The organism is Micromonospora sp. NPDC047467 (genome assembly GCF_040643095.1).
GTDB lineage: Bacteria > Actinomycetota > Actinomycetes > Mycobacteriales > Micromonosporaceae > Micromonospora.
Map to the genome: position 1 here is coordinate 64,812 of NZ_JBEYTO010000003.1, position 19,134 is coordinate 83,945.

A 19,134-nucleotide genomic window follows, 5' to 3' on the forward strand; every position below is an offset into this window, starting at 1 on the left:
GTCCGGTCCCCCTCCGCGACACCGGTTCTGCAGGCGCGGAGCATGGCCCGCAGCTTCGGAGCCGTCCGCGCCCTGCGCGACGCGTCGGTGACGCTGCGTCGAGGCGAGGTCATGGCGCTCATGGGCGACAACGGCGCCGGGAAGTCCACACTGGTGAAGACCCTCGCCGGCGTGGTCACGCCGGACACCGGCGAGCTCCTGATCGACGGCGAGCCACGCCGGTTCGCCGGGCCGGCCGACGCGCTCGACGCCGGCATCGAGACCGTCTACCAGGACCTGTCCCTCATCAACTCGATGAGCGCGGCCGAGAACGTCTTTCTCGGCCGGGAGCCGCTGCGCCGTGACCCCGTGTCCCGGATGCTGCGCCTGGTCGACCGCCGCGCCATGGCGGTGCAGACACAGAAGGCCATCGACCGGATCGGGGCTCGGCTCCCCTCACTGTCCGCGCACGTGTCGTCGATGTCGGGCGGACAACGCCAGGCCCTGGCCGTCGCGCGGGCCACCATGTGGGGCCGCAACATCGTGATGCTCGACGAGCCGACCGCGGCGCTGGGCGTCACCGAGTCGGAGCACGTCCTGGAGATCATCACGGCGCTCAAGCAGCAGGACATCGCCGTGCTGATGATCTCCCACAATCTCGAACACGTCTTCAAGGTCGCCGACCGCGTCACGGTCATGCGACAGGGGCGCACGGTGGGCGATCTCGCCACCGCCGACGCGACATCCGGCGACATCGTCGCCCTGATCACCGGGGCGGCGTCCGCCGCGCCCCTCCCCCAGGCCTGACACCCGAGAACAACATCATCAGAGAAAGGTCAACGAGTGAGATTGAGATCCTTCGCCGGCGCGGCGCTCGTACTCGCGCTGGGCATGTCGGCGGCAGCCTGTTCGACCGAGGGGGCGACCTCGTCGACCCCGACCGAGGGCAAGGCCCTGGAAGCCAAGGACGTCCGGATCGGCTTCGCCAACTTCGCGGAGCCGGCCAGCCCCGTCCTCAAGGCCATCGACGTCGGCATGCGCAAGGAGGCCGAGAAGCGGGGATGGGAGATTCTCGTCCTCAACAACGACCGGGACGGCCCGACAGCGGTCGCGAACGCGGAGACCATGGTCTCCCGCGGTGTCACCCACGTCGTCGAGTTCCAGGGCGACGGCAAGGTCGGCCCGCAGATCATGGACATCTTCAACAAGGCCGGCGTCCCGGTCATCGCCATCGACATCGCCCACCCGGGCGCCCACTTCTTCGGGATCAACAACGTCGAGTCCGGGCGGCTGTCCGGCAGGGCCGGCGGGACGTACGCGAAGGAGAAGTGGGACTGCAAGCCGGACCTCGTCACCCTCCTGGAGAACGAGGAGTCGGGCGACGTGGCGCTGCTGCGTACCGAGGGCATCCTCAAGGGCCTCAACGAGGTGTGCCCGAACCTGGGTGACGCCATCACCCGACGCAACTCGCCGACCACCCCGGACGGCGCCCAGGGCGTCGCGCGGGACATCCTGGTGTCCAAGCCCAACGCGAAGAAGATCCTCGCGCTCGGCGGCAACGACAACATGATCATCGGCACCATCAACGCCGCCGAGCAGCTCAGTCGTGCCGGTGACGTGTACGGATACGGTCTCGGCGCGGACCTCATGTTGTTCGGCGTCGACACGCCCGGACTCGGCGGATCGACGGCCTTCTGGTACGAGGGTTACGCGAAGCAGATCTACACGATCCTCGACCGGATGGTCGCCGGCGAGAAGATCCCCGTGGTCGACTCCCCGAAGGACCCGAAGGCCCTGTTCAACCCGGTCTGCGCGTTCCCGAAGGACGCCGTGTCGTCCATCCCCCCGTTGCAGGACCGGATCACCGCCCTCTACGCGAACGACGCCCCGAAGAAGTCCGCCGCCGAGCAGTACTGCCCGACGGGTACCGAGACGTACGGACTCGACGGGTGAGCAACTGACATGTCTGTGACTGCCCCGGAGGCAGCCGTCGTGCGGAGCACGGGATTCTCCGTGCTCCGCCGGCACGGCTCCACACTCGCCCTGGCGGCCCTGTGGCTGGCGCTGGTGCTGGCCACCGCCCTGAAATCGTCGGCGTTCCTGTCCCACCAGACCGTCATCGCCGTCGCCTTCAACATGGCGTTCGTCGGCATCCTGGTCGTCGGCGTCAGCGTGGTCATGCTCAGCGGCGCCGAGTTCGACCTGTCCGTCGGCGTGACCGCGGTCGCGGCGGCGCTGATCGCCGCCCAACTGCTGACCGACGGCATGCCGTTCGTCGTGGTGCTGGCGGCGGTCCTGGTGTTCGGCACGCTGATCGGCGCGCTGAACGCGACCCTGATCGTGACGGTGAAGATCCACCCCATCGTCGCCACCCTCGGGACGATGTTCCTGGTCAGCGGAACCACCCGGCTGTTCATCGAGTTCGTGCCGATTCCGCGCAGCAGCTTCCTTCGCCAGCACATCTCGGGCGACGTGTTCGGCGTACCCCGGGTCTTCTGGATCATGATCGTGCTGCTCGTCGTCGCCTGGTTCGTCGTCGACCGGACCCGCCTCGGCCGACACATCGTCGCGGTCGGCGGCAACCAGCAGGCCGCCCTCGTCCGCGGGTTGCGACCCGGCCGGATCCAGGCCGGAGCGCTCGTGTTCTGCGGCCTGATCGCCGGCGTCGCCGGTCTGGTCCTCGCCTCCCAGGGCGACATCGTCCAGTCCACCCTGACGCCGGGGACCGAGTTCCGGGTGATCTCGATTCTGTTGCTGGGCGGCATGGCGCTCACCGGCGGTCGGGGCAACTTCGTCGGCGTCCTCGCCGCTCTGCTCCTGCTCAGCACGCTTCCCACCGCCATCGTCACCTGGGGGGTCTCCTCCAGTTGGCAGCCCGTCATCGAGGGCCTCGTGCTCGCCGTCGCGCTCGCCGTCAATTCCGTGAGGAGTGCGAGATGAGGACCACCCGTCCGGAGGCCGGATGGGCTCTCCTGCTGAAGCGTCCGTCCACCCCAAGCGTGCTGCTGTTCGTGATCGCCGTGGTCACCGCGGTGAGCGTCGCGCCCGATTTCCTGTCCCGCGCCAACGTCTCCAGCATGCTCGGCGACATGCTCGCCCCGGCGATCATCCTGCTCGCCGCGAGCCTGGCGATGACCGGTGGCGTGGCCGACCTGAGTGTGGGATCGGTGCTGGGCCTCGGCGCGGTCGTCTACGCCACCGTCTACACCAACTCGGGATCCTGGCAGATCGGGGTTCTGGCCGCCCTCGGTGTCGGCCTGCTGGCCGGTCTGGCCAACGGCAGCCTCGCGCTGATCTTCGGGGTCTGGCCGCTGATCGCCACGCTGGGCATGCTGGTCGCCGCCCGCGGCCTGGCGAAGGTGCTCAGCGACGGCAGCTCGGTGGCCGCGTACACCCCGGACCTCAGCACCATGCTCAAGACGACCATCGGCCCGCTGCCGGTAGCCATCCTGATCGTGCTGGGGCTCGCGCTCGCCAGCAGCGCGATGCTGCGCCGGTCCCGCTGGGGTAACCACCTGCGCGCATCCGGCGGCGACGAGGTCGTCGCCACCCGGGCGGGCATCCGGGCACCCCGGATCCAACTCGGCCTGTTCGTGCTGACCAGCACGGCCGCGGCGGTCGCCGGCTGCATCCAGGTGATGCGCACCGGCGCCTCGGCGATCACCCTCGGCGAGGGAACCGAGCTGTACGTCTACGGAGCGCTCCTGATTGCCGGCTTCCGGCTGGCCGGCGGCGGGCACGGAAGCCCGATGACGGCCTTCCTGAGCCTGCTCTCGCTGAGCATCGTGCTGAACATCTTCCGGCTGCGCGGGATGCCGCTGCCACTCGGCGACATCCTGCTCGGTCTCACGCTGCTGGGCGCGGTGTCGCTCGGTTGGATCCGCCAACGTATGGAGCGGCGCTCCCCCGAGCCCGAGCCCGACGCGCAGCCGCGCGCCATGGCGGCTTGAGTCACCGCACACGTACGAGACGAACCACGAGAGAACAGGGACGACATGAACGACTATGCCCGCGGTCCGCTGTCCGGCTTACGCGTGATCGAAGCCGGGGTGTTGCTGGCTGGCCCGTTCTGCGGTCAGATCCTCGGTGACCTCGGCGCCGATGTGATCAAACTGGAGGAGCCGGGCAAGGGCGACCCGATGCGTGAGTGGGGGCGCGAGCGCCCGTACGGCAAGTCGCTCTGGTTCCCGGTGGTCGGGCGCAACAAGCGCTCGGTCACCCTCAACCTCCGGGTGCCCGAGGGGCAGGAGGTGCTACGCCGGTTGGTGGCCGACTCCGACGTCTTCGTCGAGAACTTCCGGCCCGGAACGCTGGAGCGGTGGGGTGTCGGCCCGGACGTCCTGTGGGAGATCAACCCACGGCTCGTGATCGTGCGCGTGTCGGCGTACGGCCAGTCCGGGCCGTACGCCGGGCGGGCCGGCTACGGGTCCATCGGCGAGGCGATGGGCGGCATCCGCTACACCACGGGCGACCCCGAGTCGCTGCCCAGCCGGGTGGGCATCAGCCTCGGCGACTCGCTCGCCGGCACCTTCGCGGCGGTCGGCGCGATGGGCGCGCTGCGGGTCGCCGAGGCGACCGGCCGGGGGCAGATCGTCGACAGCGCCATCTACGAGTCCGTGCTCGCGCTGATGGAGTCGCTGGTGCCGGAGTACGCGCTCGGCGGTTACATCCGCGAACGCACCGGGTCGATCCTGCCGAACATCGCGCCCAGCAACGTGTACGTCACGTCCGGCGGCGACATGGTGGTGATCGCGGCCAACCAGGACACCGTGTTCCGGCGGCTGGCCGAGGCCATGGTCCAGCCGGAGCTGGCAACCGACCCGCGCTTCGCCACCCACACCGAGCGCGGCCGTCACCAGCGCGAGCTTGACGAGCTGATCGCGGCGTGGACCGTCGGGTTCACCGCGGACGAGCTGCTGGAGTTGCTGCACGCCAACGGAGTGCCCGCCGGCCGGATCTTCACGGCGAAGGAGATGCTGTCCGACCCGCACTACCTCGCCCGTGAAGCGATCGTTCGCCTGGACCACCCCGACTTCGGCGAGTTCCCCATGCAGAACGTCGTGCCGAAGCTGACCGCGACGCCCGGCGGGGTGCGCGGCGTCGGGCCCGAGCTCGGCCAGCACACCGACGAGGTGCTCCGCGACATCGCCGGATTCGACGGCGAGGCGATCTCTCGCCTGCGTGCCGCCGGAGTCGTCTGACTTCCCGTACCCCCTCCCAGAGAAAGGAACCTTGATGAACAACTTCAAGAAGAACTCGATCACGGTCGACGCCGCCCAGCGGATCGTCGGCGCCGCGATCGCCAAGGCGGAGCAGATCGGGCTTCCGTGTGTCATCGCCGTCGTGGACGAGAGCGGCGTGCTGAAGGCGTTCGCCCGGATGGACGGCGCCGCGCTCCTGTCGGTGCAGGTCGCGCAGGACAAGGCGTACACGGCGGCGGGCTTCGGCATGCCGACCGACGGCTGGTACGACTTCATCAAGGACGACGGTCCGCTGGCCACGGGCGCGACCGCCGGCATCGACCGGCTGGTCGTCTTCGGCGGCGGCTTCCCGGTCACCGAGGACGGCGCGGTCATCGGTGGCATCGGCGTGAGCGGCGGGCACTACAGCCAGGACATGGAGGTCGCGCGCGCCGGTCTGGAGGCGGTGGCGTGATCCCAGCGTCCGGCGCCGCCGGACGCTGCGGCACGAGGTCGGGGACGTCCGGTCCCCGGCCTCGTGCCGGATCACTCGACGCCGGCCAACCAGGACTCGTAGTCCAGCGCGGCGGTCAGGTCCGGCCGGTCGCGGCCGCGCAGCGCGCGGGCGAGTGCCGACGCGGTACCGGCGCCGATCGTGGCCACCTGGGCGGCCAGCGCGGCACCGGCCTGCGGATCGGCCGTCACCGACCCAACCATGCCCCGGTGCAGCGCCTCGTCGGCGGTCAGCGTGGCGCCGGTCCAGGCCATCTGCGCCAGCACCCCGGTGCCCACCACGCCGGCGAGCAACTGGCCGACGCCGCCGGCCAGGAACGCGGCGGGCGAACCGACGGCGAAGCTCGCCGTGGGCGCCGCGACCCGCAGGTCCGCGGCGAGCGCCAGGCCGAGCCCGAGGCCGCGTACGGCGCCGGCCAGCTGGACGATGACCGGCCCGGGCGCGGCGTGCACCCGCAGCACGAGTTCGTGCAGTTGCCCGCGTACCACCGGCTGGGTCAGGTCGTCGGGTTCGTGGCACCAGGCATCGCCCTCGACGCGGATCAGCAGCGGCTGCCCCGGCGTGCGGGCGTGCCGCTTGAGGGCGTCGCCCAGGGTGGCGCGGGCGGCCGGGCCGAGTCGTTCGCCGGCACCGGGGTCGCCAGCCTCGTAAACCTGCACCACGTGCCTCTCCTATCGGCCGGTGAAGTGGGCGGGACGCTTCTCCAGGAACGCGTCGATGCCCTCGATGTGGTCGTCGGTGGACAGCAGGGTCAGCAGCAGCGACCGCTCGTGCGCCAGGCCGGCGGTCAGGCCGATCTCCTCGGACGCGCGCAGCGCCTGCTTGCCCAGCCGGGTCGCGATCGGACTGCGCGCGGCCACCGAGCCGGCCAGCGCGATGCCGGCCTCGACCACCCGTTCGGCCGGCACGACCTGGTTGACCAGGCCCATCCGCTGCGCGGTCCAGGCGTCCACGAGGCCGCCGCCGAGGACCAGCTCGGCGGCGCGGAACCGGCCGGCAACCCGGGCCCAGCGTTGGGTCCCGCCGGCGCCCGGGATGATGCCGAGATTGATCTCGGGCTGGCCGAGCACGGCGGAGTCGGCCGCGACGATGAGGTCACACGTCAGGGCGAGTTCGCATCCGCCGCCCAGGACGTAGCCGGCCACCGCGGCGACGGCCGGTTTACCGAAGCGGGCGAACCGATTCCAGCACTCCAGCCGCTCGGAGAGCAGGTAGTCGGCGGGCGACGTGCGACGCAGTTCGCGGATGTCGGCGCCGGAGGCGAACAGTCGCGGGCCGCCGGTCAGCACCAGCGCGCGGACCTGCGGGTCGGCCTCTGCCCGGTCCATCGCGGCGGCGAGGCCGTGCAGGACATCGGTGCTGAGGGCGTTGCGCGCCTCGGGCCGATCGATCGTGGCGACCGCGACCACGCCGCTCACCGTGTAGCTGACGGGCTCCACGGATCACCTCCCTGTCATCTGGGCCAGCAGCAGAACATACTCGCCGGTATGTCGTCAAGAATTCGATGATCTGCGCACGTGACGTGCCCCTACAAGGGTGAAGAGCATCTGGGATGCTCTTGACATGATCGCCTGGAGTCCGTTTAGCATCTCGACATACTCGGCGGTATGGAGCGGGACGACCAGCCGAGCAGACCGCCGCACCGGTGGCGGCCGTCGAGCACCGCGGCGTTTCGGGGCGCGGAGACAGGCCGGGGCCGCACGACAGACTTGGGAGGCACCACGTGTCCGTGATCTGGGAGCCACGCCTGGACGACGAGGGCCGCCACTGGCGCGACCTCGCCCGGGACGTGGCGGCACGCGACTTCGTGCCGCTCGTCGAGGAGCTCGACCGCGAGCAGCGCTACCCGTGGGAGAGCGTGCGGGTGCTGGTGGAGCAGGGCCTCGCCGGACTTCTCGTCGACAAGGAGCACGGTGGGCAGGGCGCCTCGTTCGTGACCACCTGCGCGGTCATCGAGGAGGTCTCCAGGGCCTGCCCGTCCACCGGTGCGATCCTCACCGCGTACGCCCTCGGCGCCACTCCGCTGACGCTTGCCGGCACGGCCGAGCAGCGCGAGCGCTACCTGGGCGGGCTGGCGAAAGGCGCGGCGATCAGCTTCGCGCTGACCGAGGAGGGCGCCGGCAGCGACGCCGCCCGGATCCGCACCACGGCCGAGCGGGAGGGCGCGGGCTGGCGCATCCGCGGCGAGAAGATCTACATCGGCAACGGCGGCGCGTCGCAGTACTACGTGGTCTTCGCGCTGACCGACCCGCAGGCGGGCACCCGAGGCATCACCGCGTTCCTGGTGGACAAGGACGCCGACGGCGTCACCATCGACCGGTACGAGGACAAGATGGGCATCCGTGGGACGCTCACCAGCAACCTCAAACTGGACACCTGGGTGCCGGACAGCGATCTGCTGGGCGACCTCAACCGTGGCATGCGGCTGGCCATGCAGACCCTCTCCGCCGGGCGGATCAGCGTCGCGGCGCAGTCCCTCGGTGTCGCGCTGGCCGGCTTCGACGTCGCGTCCCGGGAGGCGACCCGGCGGGAGACCTTCGGCCGGCCGATCATCGACAACCAGGGCATCTCGTTCCCCCTGGCGGACGTGGCCACCGGCATCACCGCCGCCCGGATGATCACCTTCGAGGCCGCCCGGGTGCACCAGGAGGGCGGCGACGTCAGCACCCTCGGCGCGATGGCCAAGCTGTACGCCAGCGAGGTCGCGCACCGGTCGGTGGACACGGCGGTGCAGGTGTTCGGCGGCGACGGCTTCTGCAAGCCGTGCCCCGCCGAGCGGCTCTACCGGGACCAGCGGATCCTGGAGATCTACGAGGGCACCTCCGAGATCCAGCGACTGGTGCTGGGCCGGGCGATCAAGGCGTCGGTGGCGGCGTGAGCGCGTCCTGGCGACTGACCGTCGACTGGCCGTCGTTCACCGACGCGCGGGTGTTCGACCTGGCACAGCAGATGTACACCGGCATCCCGCACCACCCGAACCACCCGCCGTACAGCTTCACCCTCACCAAGCGGCACGGCGAGGTGATGTATCCGGACGGCGTCTCGGCGGCGGCCGAGATGATCACCACGGGTGGGCACGTGGGCACCCACGTCGACGGCCTCGCGCACGTCTCCCGGCTCGGCAAGGTCTACGGCGGCGTGGACGTCACCGCCAACCAGTCCTACGCCGACGGCGTGCGGGACGCGTCCGTGCACGAACTGCCGCCGCTGTTGGCCCCGGGGCACCTGGTGGACGCGACAGTCGCGCTCGACCGGCCGCTGACCCCCGCCGACTCCGTCGGGGCGGACCTGTTCGAGAGCTGGTTCGCCAGCCGGCCCCGGCCCCGCCCCGGCGATGTCGTGCTGGTGCGTACCGGCTGGGACGAGAAGTGGACCGACAACGCCGCCTACCTCGGCGTCAACTCCGGCGCACCGGGCGTCGACCTCAGCGGAGCGCGCTGGCTCACCGACCACGGTGTGGTCGCGGCGGGGGCGGACACCATCGCGTTCGAGCACATCCCCAGCCCCGCCCTGGCGGTGCACTGCCACCTGCTGGTCGACAATGGCGTGCTGATCATGGAGGCGATGAACCTCGCGCCACTGGCCGCCGAGCGGGTCTGGGACTTCTTCTTCATCGCCACCCCGCTGTCCATCCGGGGCGGCACCGGCTCGCCGATCCGCCCCCTCGCCATCGCACCGCAGGCCACCGAGTCGGAGCCGGCGCGATGACCGACGACAACGAGCCGGTCACCCGGCCCCCGGCACCCGGCCGGCGCGACATCCTGGAGGCCGCGGCGACCGCCTTCACCCGCGGTGGCTACACCGCCACCACCATCGACGACATCGCCCGCGAGATGGGCGCCACCAAGGGTCGCGTCTACCACTACTACCGGGCCAAGGCGGACGTCTTCCTCGACATCGTCACCACCGGCATGCAGGAGCTGATCGACGGGGTGCAGCCCATCGCCGGCAACACCGGCCTGGACCCCGCCACCCGGCTCTGGCGGATGGCGCACCACCACGCCGGGCTGATGATGACCCGCAACTCGTTCCAGCGGGTCGCCATGCGCGCCGTCGAGATGCGCCGGCTCGGCGAGGCGCCCGCCCAGCAGCAGGCCCTGGAGACCGTGGTCGCCATGCGTGACCGCTACGAGCAGCTCTTCGCCGACGTCATCGACGAGGGCCGGCAGGCCGGGGTGTTCCGCGACGTGGACAGCCGGCTGGCCACCAAGCCCCTGCTCGGCGCCCTCAACTGGATCAGCCTCTGGTACGACCCGCAACGCGGTGACTACAACACCCGCCAACGCGTCGCGGACGAGTACGCCGACTTCATCCTCGGCGGACTGCGAAGGAGCCCGCGATGACCACACCGTTCTCGGAGCGCTACTGGCACGAGGCCGAGACGTGGCCCCGCGAGCGACTCGCCGCGCACCAGCTCACCCAGCTGCGGACGCAACTGTCCTATGTATACGCGAACAGCGACTTCTACCGGGCCAGGTGGGACAGCCTCGGCTTCCATCCCGGCGACGTGCGTGAGCTGTCCGACCTGCGCCGTCTGCCGCTGGTGGGCAAGGCCGACTACGTGGCCGACCTGGCCGCCAACCCGCCGTGGGGCAGCGCCGTCGCGGCGCCCGTCGCGGACCGCCGCCGGGTGCACTTCTCCTCCGGCACCACGTCCAGCCCCACCCCGGTGCTGTGGAGCGCGTACGACCTTGACCGCTGGGCCGACCTGTACGCCCGGTCGGCGTACAGCCAGGGCGTCCGGGACACCGACGTGTACCAGTGCCTGTTCAGCTTCGCGTGGTTCGTCGGCGGGCTCGGCGTGACGGCGGGCTACCAGCGGATCGGCGTGACGCTGCTGCCCGGCGGCTCCAGCGACACCCAGCGCCAGATCGACACGATCTTCCGGTACGGGACCACCGCCGTCGGCGGCACGCCGTCGTTCATGCTGCACCTCGCCGAGACCGCCGAGCGCGCCGGAACCCCGCTGTGCGACTCGCCGGTCCGACGGATCCAGGTCGGCGGCGAGCCGGGCGCCGGGGTGCCAGCCACCCGCGCGCACATCGAGCAGCGCTGGGGCGCGAAGTGCTTCGACGGCTACGGCAGCCTGGAGTTCCAGCCGATCGCCTGGGAGTGCGAGGAGCAGGCCGGCGGCCATCTGGCGGAGGATTTCGCGTACGCCGAGGTGCTCGACCCGCAGACGCACGAACCGGTGCCCGACGGCACCCCCGGCCTGCTGGTGCTCACCCACCTGGACAAGCGGGCGAGCCCGCTGGTCCGTTGGGCGACCGGCGACATCGTGGTCCGGGACAGCACCGCGTGCCCGTGCGGGCGCACCCTCGCCCGACTGCCCGGCGGCGTCGTCGGCCGCGCGGACGACATGCTCGTCGTGCGCGGGGTGAACCTGTTCCCGTCCGCCGTCGAGCAGGTGGTGCGCGGCACCCCCGGCGCCGCTGGCGAATACCTGATCGTGCTGGACGACGACGTCACCGACCCGGTGACCGGCTACCTCACCGGCATCAAGGTGCGCGTCGAGGTGACCGGCGACAGCCCGGACCTCGCCGGGGAGCTGGCGCACGCCCTCCGCGCCGCGCTGACCGTGCGCGCCGTCGTGGAGACCGTCCCGGAGGGGACGCTGCCCCGCAGCACCCACAAGAGCAAGCGCGTCGTCCGCGCCGACTGAGAGGTTCCGTCCATGGGTAGGGAAGCATTTCTGGTCGGTGCCGTGCGTACGCCGCACGGCCGGTACGGCGGTTCGCTGCGCGACGTGCGGGTGGTGCGGCTGGGCGGGTTGGCCGGCGCCGCCGCGCTGGAGCGGGCCGGTGTCGCCGCGGACGCGGTGGACGAGACGGTGGTGTCCAACTGCCGCCAGGCGGGCAACGGCCCCAACCCGGGCCGGCAGATCTCGCTCGCGGCCGGCGTTCCGGTGCCCGTGCCGGCGCAGACCATCAACATGGCCTGCGCCTCCGGGCTCAAGGCGATCCAACTCGCCCACCAGTCGGTGCTGACCGGCGAGGCCGACGTGGCGTTGACGGTGGCCGCGGAGAGCATGAGCACGATGCCGTACATCGCCCCGTACCACCTGCGCTGGGAGGGCGTACGGCGCGGCGACATCCTGTTGCAGGACGGTTGGCGCGACGGCGGCACCGACCCGATCTGCGGGATGAACATGGGCGAGACCGCCGAGAAGGTGGCCCGCGAGTTCGGCATCTCCCGCGCCGACCAGGACGCCTGGTCGGCGCGCAGCCACCAGCGGCTGGTCCGGGCCTGGGAGTCCGGCACGATGGCCGACGAGGTGGTGGCGCTCGCGGAGTTGGAGCGCGACGAGACGGTCCGCGCCGACAGCACCCCGGAGCGGCTGGCCCGGCTCACGCCGTCCTTCACCGACGGTGGCACGGTCACGGCGGGCAACGCCAGCCAGATGGCCGACGGCGCCGCCGCGGTCGTGGTGGCCAGCGGCGACGCGGTGCGGCGGCACGGGCTGACGCCGCTGGGCCGGATCGTCGGCTTCGCGGCCGTCGGCGTGGACCCGACGATGATGGGCATCGGACCCACGGCGGCGATCCCGCTGGCCCTCAAGCGTGCCGGGCTGACCGTCGGCGACGTCGACCTGTTCGAGATCAACGAGGCGTTCGCCGCGCAGATCGTGCAGAACGTACGGGCGCTGGGCCTGGACGAGGAGCGGGTGAACGTCAACGGCGGGGGGATCGCCCTCGGCCACCCCACCGGCCAGAGCGGCACCCGGCTGGTCGTCTCGCTGCTGCACGAACTCGCCCGCCGCGACGGCCGGTACGGCGTGGCGAGCCTCTGCGTCGGCGGCGGGCAGGGCATCGCCGCGGTGATCGAGCGGGTGACCCGGTGATCGCCGTCGTCGTCGGCCTCGGCCCGATGGGCCGGGGCATCGCGCAGGTCCTCGCCGGGGCCGGCCACACCGTACGGGTCGTCGACGCCACCGCCGAGTTGGGCCACACCGGTCTGGAGCGGATCCGCGCCGACGGCGGCACCGGCGACATCACGGCCGCCGCCGACGTCGAGGCCGCGCTCGTCGACGCCGACGTGCTGATCGAGGCGATCGTCGAGAACATGGACGCGAAGCGCGACCTGCTCGCCCGCGTCGCCGCAGCCGGTGGACCGGACCTGCTCGTCGCGTCCAACACCTCGTCGCTGAGTGTCAACGAGATGGGCCGGGCGTTCGGCGCGCCGGAGCGCCTGATCGGGCTGCACTTCTTCAACCCGCCCACCAGGATGCGCCTGGTCGAGGTGATCGTCGGCGCGGCCACCAGCGACGCCACCGTCAAGCGATCGATGTCCCTGGTGGAGTCCCTGGGCAAGACCGCCGTGCTCTGCCGGGACTCGCCGAACTTCATCGTCAACCGGGTCTGCCGGCCGCTGTACTACGAGGCGCAACTCCTCGTCGCGCAGGGTGTCGAGCCGGCCGTGGTGGACGCGGCCGCCCGAGGCGGGCTCGGCCACCCGATGGGGCCGCTGCAACTGCTCGACTTCACCGGCCTGCACACCCACCTGGCGTCCTCGGAGACCGCGCTGCGCGAGTTCGGCGACCCGCGTTACCGGCCCATCCCCCAGGTCCGTGGCCTGGTCCGCGGTGGCATGACCGGCAAGGCCGCCGGGCGCGGCTTCTACGACTACGCCACCGAGTCGCCCCGGGACGCCAACTCCCGGGTGGTGCGGCGGCCGGGGCCGGCCGGCGAATCGACGGTACGGGTGCTGAGCTGCGGCGCGCCCACCCCGGCGCTGGTGGCCGAGCTGGGCCGGCTGGCGGAGCGGGGGAACGTGGTGCTGGACAGCTCCGACGGCGGCTGGCTGCCGGTGCTGCCCGACGGCGTCGGTTGGGTCCGGCTGCACCAGCGCACCGACGGCGCCGCGTTCGCGGAGGTCGTCGAGGACGCCACCGCCCGGGTCGCCGTACCCGGGTTCGTCGACGAGTTGCTGGACCACCTCCAGGCGCCCTCGGTCCGGGTGCCGGCGCTGCCCGGCCTGATCGTCGACCGGCTCGCCTACTGCATGGTCAACGAGGCCGTCACGGTCGTCGAGGAGGGCACCGCGACCGCCGACGACGTCGACGTCGCGCTACGGCTGGCGATGAACCACCCGCGCGGGCCGTTCGAGACCCTCGGTTCGGCCGGCGCGGTGGCGGTGCACCAGGCCCTGCTGTCGATGACCGGGGCGTTCGGCGACCCGCGCTACCGGCCGGCGCAGATGCTGCGCCGTCGCGCGCTCGGCGAGGCGAGGGCCACCCGATGACCGCGACCCGGACCGCCGACGCGACAGTGCTGCGCGAGGGCGCCCTCGCCGGCCACCACGCGGTCGTCACCGGTGCCGGCAGCGGCATCGGCCGGGCGGTCGCCGTCCGCCTGGTCGAGTTGGGGGCCGGCGTCACCGGGCTCGGCCGGCACGCCGAGACGCTCGCCGGCACCGCCGCGCTGGCCACCGGCGACGGCCACTACGAGTACGCCGTCTGCGACGTCCGCGACCACGACCGGGCCGCCGCCACGCTCGCCGAGGTGGGCGGGCGGCGGGGCATCGACCTGCTGGTGAACAACGCTGGAGGGCAGTTCTTCGCGCCCGCGACCCAGATCTCGGCGGGCGGCTGGGCGGCGGTCCTCGACCTCAACCTGACCAGCGTCTTCCACCTGACCCGGGCCGCGTACCCGTACCTGAAGCGGGCCGGCGGCAGCGTCGTCAACCTGTCGCTGTCCGGGGTGGAGCGCGGCGGGCAGGGCATGGCGCATTCCATCGCGGCCCGCGCCGGGGTGCTCGGGCTGACCCGCACCCTGGCTCTGGAGTGGGCCGTCGACGGGATCCGGCTCAACTGCCTCGGGCCGGGCACGGTCCTCACCGCCGCGCTCGACGACGAGGGGTCGCGGCACGTCCTGGACAACCTGGTGGACCGGGGCACCCCGCTGCGCCGACCCACCCGCGCCGACGAGGTGGCCGAACTGGTGGCGTTCCTGGCCAGCCCTGCCGCCGCCATGATGACCGGCCAGCTCATCCAGATCGACGGCGGCGCGCACCTCGGCGCCGGCCTGCACATGCTGCCGGAGGCGTACCGGTGAAGGGCCGCACCCTCGCCGCCGCCGTGGCCGAGTACGTCCGCCCCGGCCAGCGGGTCTACCTGGGCAACTTCGGCGCGCAACTGTTCAGCGTGGGCCACGAGATGATCCGTCAGCGGGCACACGGCGTGCACGCGGTGATCGCCTCCGGTGGGCTGCTGATGGACCAGTTGCTCGGCGCGGGCGTGTTGCGCTCGGCCACCTACGGCCACTGCTGGAGCCCGGTCGGCCCGGCGCCGGCCTGGAACTTCCGACGCGCCGCGCAGGCCGGTGACACCACGGTCGAGCTGCACGAGCTGAGCCTCGGGCTGCTCACCGCCGCCCTCACGGCCGGCGCCTGGCGGGTGCCGTTCATGCCGGTGCCGGACGTGCCGGGCACCGGTTACCTCGACGAGGACTGGAGCGGTGGCCGGCTGTCCGCCGTGGAGTCCGAGTTCGGATCGGCCCGGGTGGTACGCGCCGAGCGGCCGGACGTCGCGTTCGTGCACGTGGACCTGGCCGACCCGGACGGCAACGGGGTGCTGCGCGGCCCACTGGGCGAGGTGCTCGTCGCCGCCCAGGCGGCCCGGCGGACCGTGCTCGTCGCCGAGCAGGTCACCGACGCCGAGACGGTACGCGCCGCCGGGATCAGCATCCCCGGCCTGCTCGTCGACGCGCTCGTCGAGTCACCCGGCGCGGTCCACCCGGACGGCGCGGCCGGCCGCTACCCGCGCGACGTCGAGGCGTACGAGCGGTACTCACGCCGGTCGGCCACCGTGGAGGGTTTCGGACAGTGGCTGACCGAGGAGGTGTTCACCCCGTGACGACGGTGGATTTCCTGGCCCGGGCGGCACGCGAGTTCCGACGCGGCGGCTGGGTGTTCACCGGCTTCCACTGGCCGGTGCTCGCCGGGCAGTGCGCGTACGCGCTCGACGGCGAACCGTTCACCCAGGTCTTCGAGGCGGGGGCCAGCGTGCACCTGCCCGGCGCGGACGTGCCGACCAGCACCACCGACTACCCGGCGTACGCCAACGGGTTCGGTTGGCTGGGCAGCACGGCGGACGTGCTGCTGGCGATGGGCCCCCGGTTCGACCGGGTGGTGCTCGACGCCAGCAACGTCGACCTGCGCGGCCGGATCAACTCGTCCTACGTGGGGCCACGGGAGCGGCCCACGGTGCGACTGCCGGGCGGCGGCGGGGCCGCCGACATCGCGGCGGTCGCGCGGGAACTCGTGCTGCTGCACGGCGCGCGGGACCTGCGCCGGATCGTGCGGGCCGTCGAGCACGTGACCGCCGCGCCCGCACCGGACGCGCTGGTCCGGCTGCACACCCGGTGGGGCGTCGTCCGGCTCGGCGCCGACCCCCGGCTCGAAGAGATCACCGCGGACGGCGCGGCGTTCCGCGCACACCTGGCCGGGCTCGGCGTGCCCACGGACGGCGCGGTGACCCGCACGGCCGTCACCGCCGACGAGCGCGCCGCGGCCACCGATGTGCTGCGCAGGGCCGCCGAGCGCGGCTACTCAGTGGCGAAGGAGACAGACAACCGATGACTGGCAACGATCTGGGTGAGCTGCGCCGGCAGGTGCGTGAGCTGGTGCGGTCGTGGCACGACGACGGCCGGTTCAGCGCCGTCTGCGACGCGTGGCTGCGGTCGTACGACGCCGACTTCAGCCGGGATCTGGCGGCCCGGGGCTGGATCGGCATCACCTGGCCGCGCGAGTACGGCGGGCAGGCCCGCTCGAACCGGGACCGGCTGGTGGTCACCGAGGAGCTGCTGCGGGCCGGTGCCCCGGTCGCCGCGCACTGGATCGCGGACCGGCAGATCGGCCCGGCCATCCTGCGGTACGGCTCGCCCGCGCTGCGCAGCCGGTACCTGCCGGGGATCGCCGGCGGTGAGGTGACGTTCTGCCTCGGCATGAGCGAGACCGAATCCGGCAGCGACCTCGCCTCGGTACGCACCACCGCCCGCCCGGACGGCGAGGGCTGGCGGCTCACTGGCGGCAAGATCTGGACCAGCCACGCGCACCGCTCGACGCACGCGTACGTGTTGTGCCGCACCGACACCGACGCCGGCAAGCACGACGGGTTGAGCGAGCTGATCGTGGACATGGCGGCGGCCGGTGTCACCGTCCGGCCGATCATCGACCTGCGCGGCGAGCACCACTTCAACGAGGTCGTCTTCGACGACGTGTACGTGCCCGGCGACCACGTGCTGGGCACGGTCGGCAACGGCTGGAAGCAGGTCACCGAGCAGCTCTCCTTCGAGCGCGGTGGGATGGAACGGGTGCTCAGCACGTACCCGCTGCTGGCCGCCACGATCGACGCCTGCGCCACCCGGCGGGGCGCGGACGTCGCACTGGGCGAGGCGCTCGCCCGGCTGGCCGGGCTGCGCGGGCTGGCCTGGCGCATCGCCGGTGACCTCGACGCCGGGCAGGCTCCGGTGCACGCCGCCGCGGTGCTCAAGGACCTGGGCACCGAGTTCGAGCGGGAGGTCAACGAGATCGCCCGCACGGTCCTCGACGCGGAGCCCGACCCCGACGGCGACGGCCCGGCCGGGCTGCTCGCCCAGGGGCTGCTGGCCGCGCCCGGGTTCTCGATCCGTGGCGGCACCACCGAGGTGCTGCGCACCATCATCGCCAAGAGCGTCGCGCGACCCGCGAGGCGTGACGGCGACGACCTGCGCGAGCTGGCCGACGACGTGCTGGGCGGGCACGGCGGTGACCCGGACGGCGTGCCCGCGCTCTGGTCGACCGTGCGCGAGCTGGGCTGGGCCGGCGTCTCCGTGCCGGAGGCGGCCGGCGGCTCGGGTGGCACGCTCACCGACCTGGCGGCGCTCGCGCAGGGCCTGGGACGAAACGCCGTCTCCCTGCCCCTGGCCGAGACCGCGCTTGCCGGACGGCAGCTCGCCGCGGCCGGTCGGAGCCTTCCGGATGGTGTCGCCACCGTGGTCGTCGGCGCCGGGCTCGACCTGGCCGGCGGCCGGCTGCGCGGAACCGCGACCCGGGTGCCGTGGGCCAGCCAGGCACGAACCCTTGTGGTGTACGCGGGGGACAACGCGTTCGCCGTTCCCGCCGACCACCCCGGGGTCCGCGTCACACCCGGCCGGAACCTGGCCGCCGAGCCCCGCGACGATGTCGAGTTCGACGTGGTGGTCACCGACGACATGCGACTGCCCGGGGCGGCGCCGGCACGGACGGTCCGCGCGGAGGCGGCGCTGCTGACGGCGGCGGCGCTCGTCGGCGCGCTGGAGGCGGCCATGGAGCACACCCGGCAGCACGTGACGACCCGGGAGCAGTTCGGCCGTCCGCTGCTGGCGTTCCAGGCCGTCGGGCAGACCCTGGCGCAGATGACGTCACACACCATGCTGGCCCGCACCGCGCTGACGGCAGCCCTCGCCGACCCGGACCCGCTGAACGTGGCCACCGCCCGGGTTCTCGCCGGCCGGGCCGCCACGATCGTGGCGCGGGGCGCGCACCAACTGCACGGGGCCATGGGCGTCACCCGCGAGCACCCGCTGCACCTGTCCACCCGCCGACTCTGGTCCTGGCGTGACGAGAATGGCACCCAACAGTCGTGGGCCGAGACGCTCGGGGCGGCGCTGGTGCCGCTCGGCAGCGCGGGCGTCTGGTCCTGGCTCACCACTCAGGAGGTTTCGTCGTGAGCAAGGTTGACCTGCACAACGCGGACGGACGTTGGACGCTCACGCTGAACGATCCGGACCGGCGCAACGCCATCGACACCGAGATGCGTGACGCGCTGCGCGACGCGGTGACCGAGGTGGCCGCCGACCGGCATGCCCGCACGCTGGTCATCACCGGTGCGGGGACGGCGTTCTGCTCCGGCGCCGACCTGCCCGCCATGTTCGGCGAGGCGGGCCGGTCGGTGCAGGAGATCCGTGCCGACCTGCACCGCATCTACGACAGCTTCCTGCGGGTCCGAGAGCTGCCGATCCCCACCATCGCGGCGGTGCAGGGGCCGGCGGTCGGCGCCGGCCTGAACCTGGCGATGGCCTGCGACACCCGCATCGTCGGCCCGAAGGCGAAGTTGGTCGCGTCGTTCACGAAGATCGGCCTGCACCCCGGCGGCGGCTGCACCTGGTTCCTCACCAGGGCACTCGGCCCGGAACGGGCCCTCCAGATGCTGCTCGACGGCGGCGCCGTGGACGGCACCGAGGCGGTACGGATCGGGCTCGCCGCGACCCTCGCCGACGACCCGGTCGCGGCCGCGCACGAGCGCGCGGAGCGCTGGGCCGCGCTCGACCCGGCGCTGGCCCGCGACATCAAGACGTCGGTACGCACCGCCGACCGGTCCGACTTCGCCGCCAGCCTGGAGTTCGAGGCGTGGGCACAGGCGTCCTCAGCGACCGGCCCGGCCATCCAGGAGGCGGTCGCGAAGTTCCGCCGCTGACCACGAGGGGGCGGGCTCGGTGTGGC

At 72.5% G+C, this 19,134-nt stretch carries 19 protein-coding genes; 17 read left to right on the top strand and 2 right to left on the bottom strand.

What is annotated here, in order from left to right; genetic code table 11:
• Positions 1–42 precede the first annotated feature (42 nt).
• The 6 genes from ABZ780_RS09040 to ABZ780_RS09065 are packed head-to-tail and all read left to right on the top strand — an operon-like array spanning position 43 to position 5,634.
• A complete protein-coding gene (locus tag ABZ780_RS09040) occupies positions 43–786 on the top strand; it encodes an ATP-binding cassette domain-containing protein (protein ID WP_357485394.1) in 744 nt (247 codons plus the stop codon).
• A gap of 36 nt (positions 787–822) precedes the next feature.
• Positions 823–1,932 carry a substrate-binding domain-containing protein gene (locus ABZ780_RS09045; RefSeq protein ID WP_357485396.1) on the top strand — a complete coding sequence of 370 codons (1,110 nt, stop codon included), beginning with the start codon at positions 823–825 and terminating at the stop codon, positions 1,930–1,932.
• Positions 1,933–1,971: 39 nt separating this feature from the next.
• Entirely contained in the window at positions 1,972–2,919 is a 948-nt protein-coding gene (locus tag ABZ780_RS09050) for an ABC transporter permease (RefSeq protein ID WP_357005528.1), read from the top strand.
• The gene (locus ABZ780_RS09055; protein ID WP_357485398.1) at positions 2,916–3,929 is read left to right on the top strand and encodes an ABC transporter permease; all 1,014 of its coding nucleotides are present in this window, start codon (positions 2,916–2,918) and stop codon (positions 3,927–3,929) included. The genes ABZ780_RS09050 and ABZ780_RS09055 overlap by 4 nt, the downstream gene beginning before the upstream one ends.
• 45 nt (positions 3,930–3,974) lie before the next feature.
• Positions 3,975–5,180, top strand: a complete 1,206-nt coding sequence (locus tag ABZ780_RS09060; protein ID WP_357005523.1) for a CaiB/BaiF CoA-transferase family protein — start codon at positions 3,975–3,977, stop codon at positions 5,178–5,180.
• Between the two features lie 34 nt (positions 5,181–5,214).
• Positions 5,215–5,634 carry a heme-binding protein gene (locus ABZ780_RS09065; protein WP_357005521.1) on the top strand — a complete coding sequence of 140 codons (420 nt, stop codon included), beginning with the start codon at positions 5,215–5,217 and terminating at the stop codon, positions 5,632–5,634.
• Positions 5,635–5,705: 71 nt separating this feature from the next.
• On the opposite strand, the gene ABZ780_RS09070 is transcribed toward ABZ780_RS09065, so the two are convergent.
• Both ABZ780_RS09070 and ABZ780_RS09075 read right to left on the bottom strand, forming a co-directional pair.
• A complete protein-coding gene (locus tag ABZ780_RS09070) occupies positions 5,706–6,335 on the bottom strand; it encodes an enoyl-CoA hydratase-related protein (protein WP_357485399.1) in 630 nt (209 codons plus the stop codon).
• 9 nt (positions 6,336–6,344) lie between these two features.
• On the bottom strand, positions 6,345–7,112 hold the full coding sequence (locus tag ABZ780_RS09075; protein ID WP_357485400.1) for an enoyl-CoA hydratase-related protein: 768 nt from the start codon (positions 7,110–7,112) through the stop codon (positions 6,345–6,347).
• Positions 7,113–7,396: 284 nt separating this feature from the next.
• On the opposite strand from ABZ780_RS09075, the gene ABZ780_RS09080 reads away from it, so the two are divergent.
• From ABZ780_RS09080 to ABZ780_RS09130, 11 genes are read left to right on the top strand one after another with little or no spacing between them, the layout of a single operon-like run.
• Positions 7,397–8,551 carry an acyl-CoA dehydrogenase family protein gene (locus ABZ780_RS09080; protein ID WP_357485402.1) on the top strand — a complete coding sequence of 385 codons (1,155 nt, stop codon included), beginning with the start codon at positions 7,397–7,399 and terminating at the stop codon, positions 8,549–8,551.
• Positions 8,548–9,381: a cyclase family protein gene (locus ABZ780_RS09085; protein WP_357485404.1), complete on the top strand. Its 834-nt coding sequence runs from the start codon at positions 8,548–8,550 to the stop codon at positions 9,379–9,381. The genes ABZ780_RS09080 and ABZ780_RS09085 overlap by 4 nt, the downstream gene beginning before the upstream one ends.
• Positions 9,378–10,016 carry a TetR/AcrR family transcriptional regulator gene (locus tag ABZ780_RS09090; protein ID WP_357485405.1) on the top strand — a complete coding sequence of 213 codons (639 nt, stop codon included), beginning with the start codon at positions 9,378–9,380 and terminating at the stop codon, positions 10,014–10,016. The genes ABZ780_RS09085 and ABZ780_RS09090 overlap by 4 nt, the downstream gene beginning before the upstream one ends.
• A complete protein-coding gene (locus ABZ780_RS09095; protein ID WP_357485406.1) occupies positions 10,013–11,335 on the top strand; it encodes an AMP-binding protein in 1,323 nt (440 codons plus the stop codon). Before ABZ780_RS09090 ends, ABZ780_RS09095 begins: the two co-directional genes overlap by 4 nt.
• Positions 11,336–11,347: 12 nt before the next feature.
• Positions 11,348–12,514: a thiolase family protein gene (locus tag ABZ780_RS09100; RefSeq protein WP_357005502.1), complete on the top strand. Its 1,167-nt coding sequence runs from the start codon at positions 11,348–11,350 to the stop codon at positions 12,512–12,514.
• Positions 12,511–13,914: a 3-hydroxyacyl-CoA dehydrogenase NAD-binding domain-containing protein gene (locus tag ABZ780_RS09105; protein ID WP_357485408.1), complete on the top strand. Its 1,404-nt coding sequence runs from the start codon at positions 12,511–12,513 to the stop codon at positions 13,912–13,914. Before ABZ780_RS09100 ends, ABZ780_RS09105 begins: the two co-directional genes overlap by 4 nt.
• Complete coding sequence (locus ABZ780_RS09110) at positions 13,911–14,726, top strand: SDR family oxidoreductase (RefSeq protein ID WP_357485409.1); 816 nt, start codon at positions 13,911–13,913, stop codon at positions 14,724–14,726. Before ABZ780_RS09105 ends, ABZ780_RS09110 begins: the two co-directional genes overlap by 4 nt.
• On the top strand, positions 14,723–15,526 hold the full coding sequence (locus ABZ780_RS09115; protein WP_357485411.1) for a CoA-transferase: 804 nt from the start codon (positions 14,723–14,725) through the stop codon (positions 15,524–15,526). The genes ABZ780_RS09110 and ABZ780_RS09115 overlap by 4 nt, the downstream gene beginning before the upstream one ends.
• Positions 15,523–16,251: a co-chaperone HscB gene (locus tag ABZ780_RS09120; RefSeq protein WP_357005490.1), complete on the top strand. Its 729-nt coding sequence runs from the start codon at positions 15,523–15,525 to the stop codon at positions 16,249–16,251. Before ABZ780_RS09115 ends, ABZ780_RS09120 begins: the two co-directional genes overlap by 4 nt.
• A complete protein-coding gene (locus ABZ780_RS09125) occupies positions 16,248–18,362 on the top strand; it encodes an acyl-CoA dehydrogenase family protein (protein WP_357485412.1) in 2,115 nt (704 codons plus the stop codon). The genes ABZ780_RS09120 and ABZ780_RS09125 overlap by 4 nt, the downstream gene beginning before the upstream one ends.
• On the top strand, positions 18,359–19,108 hold the full coding sequence (locus ABZ780_RS09130; RefSeq protein WP_357005483.1) for an enoyl-CoA hydratase: 750 nt from the start codon (positions 18,359–18,361) through the stop codon (positions 19,106–19,108). Before ABZ780_RS09125 ends, ABZ780_RS09130 begins: the two co-directional genes overlap by 4 nt.
• Positions 19,109–19,134 lie beyond the last annotated feature (26 nt).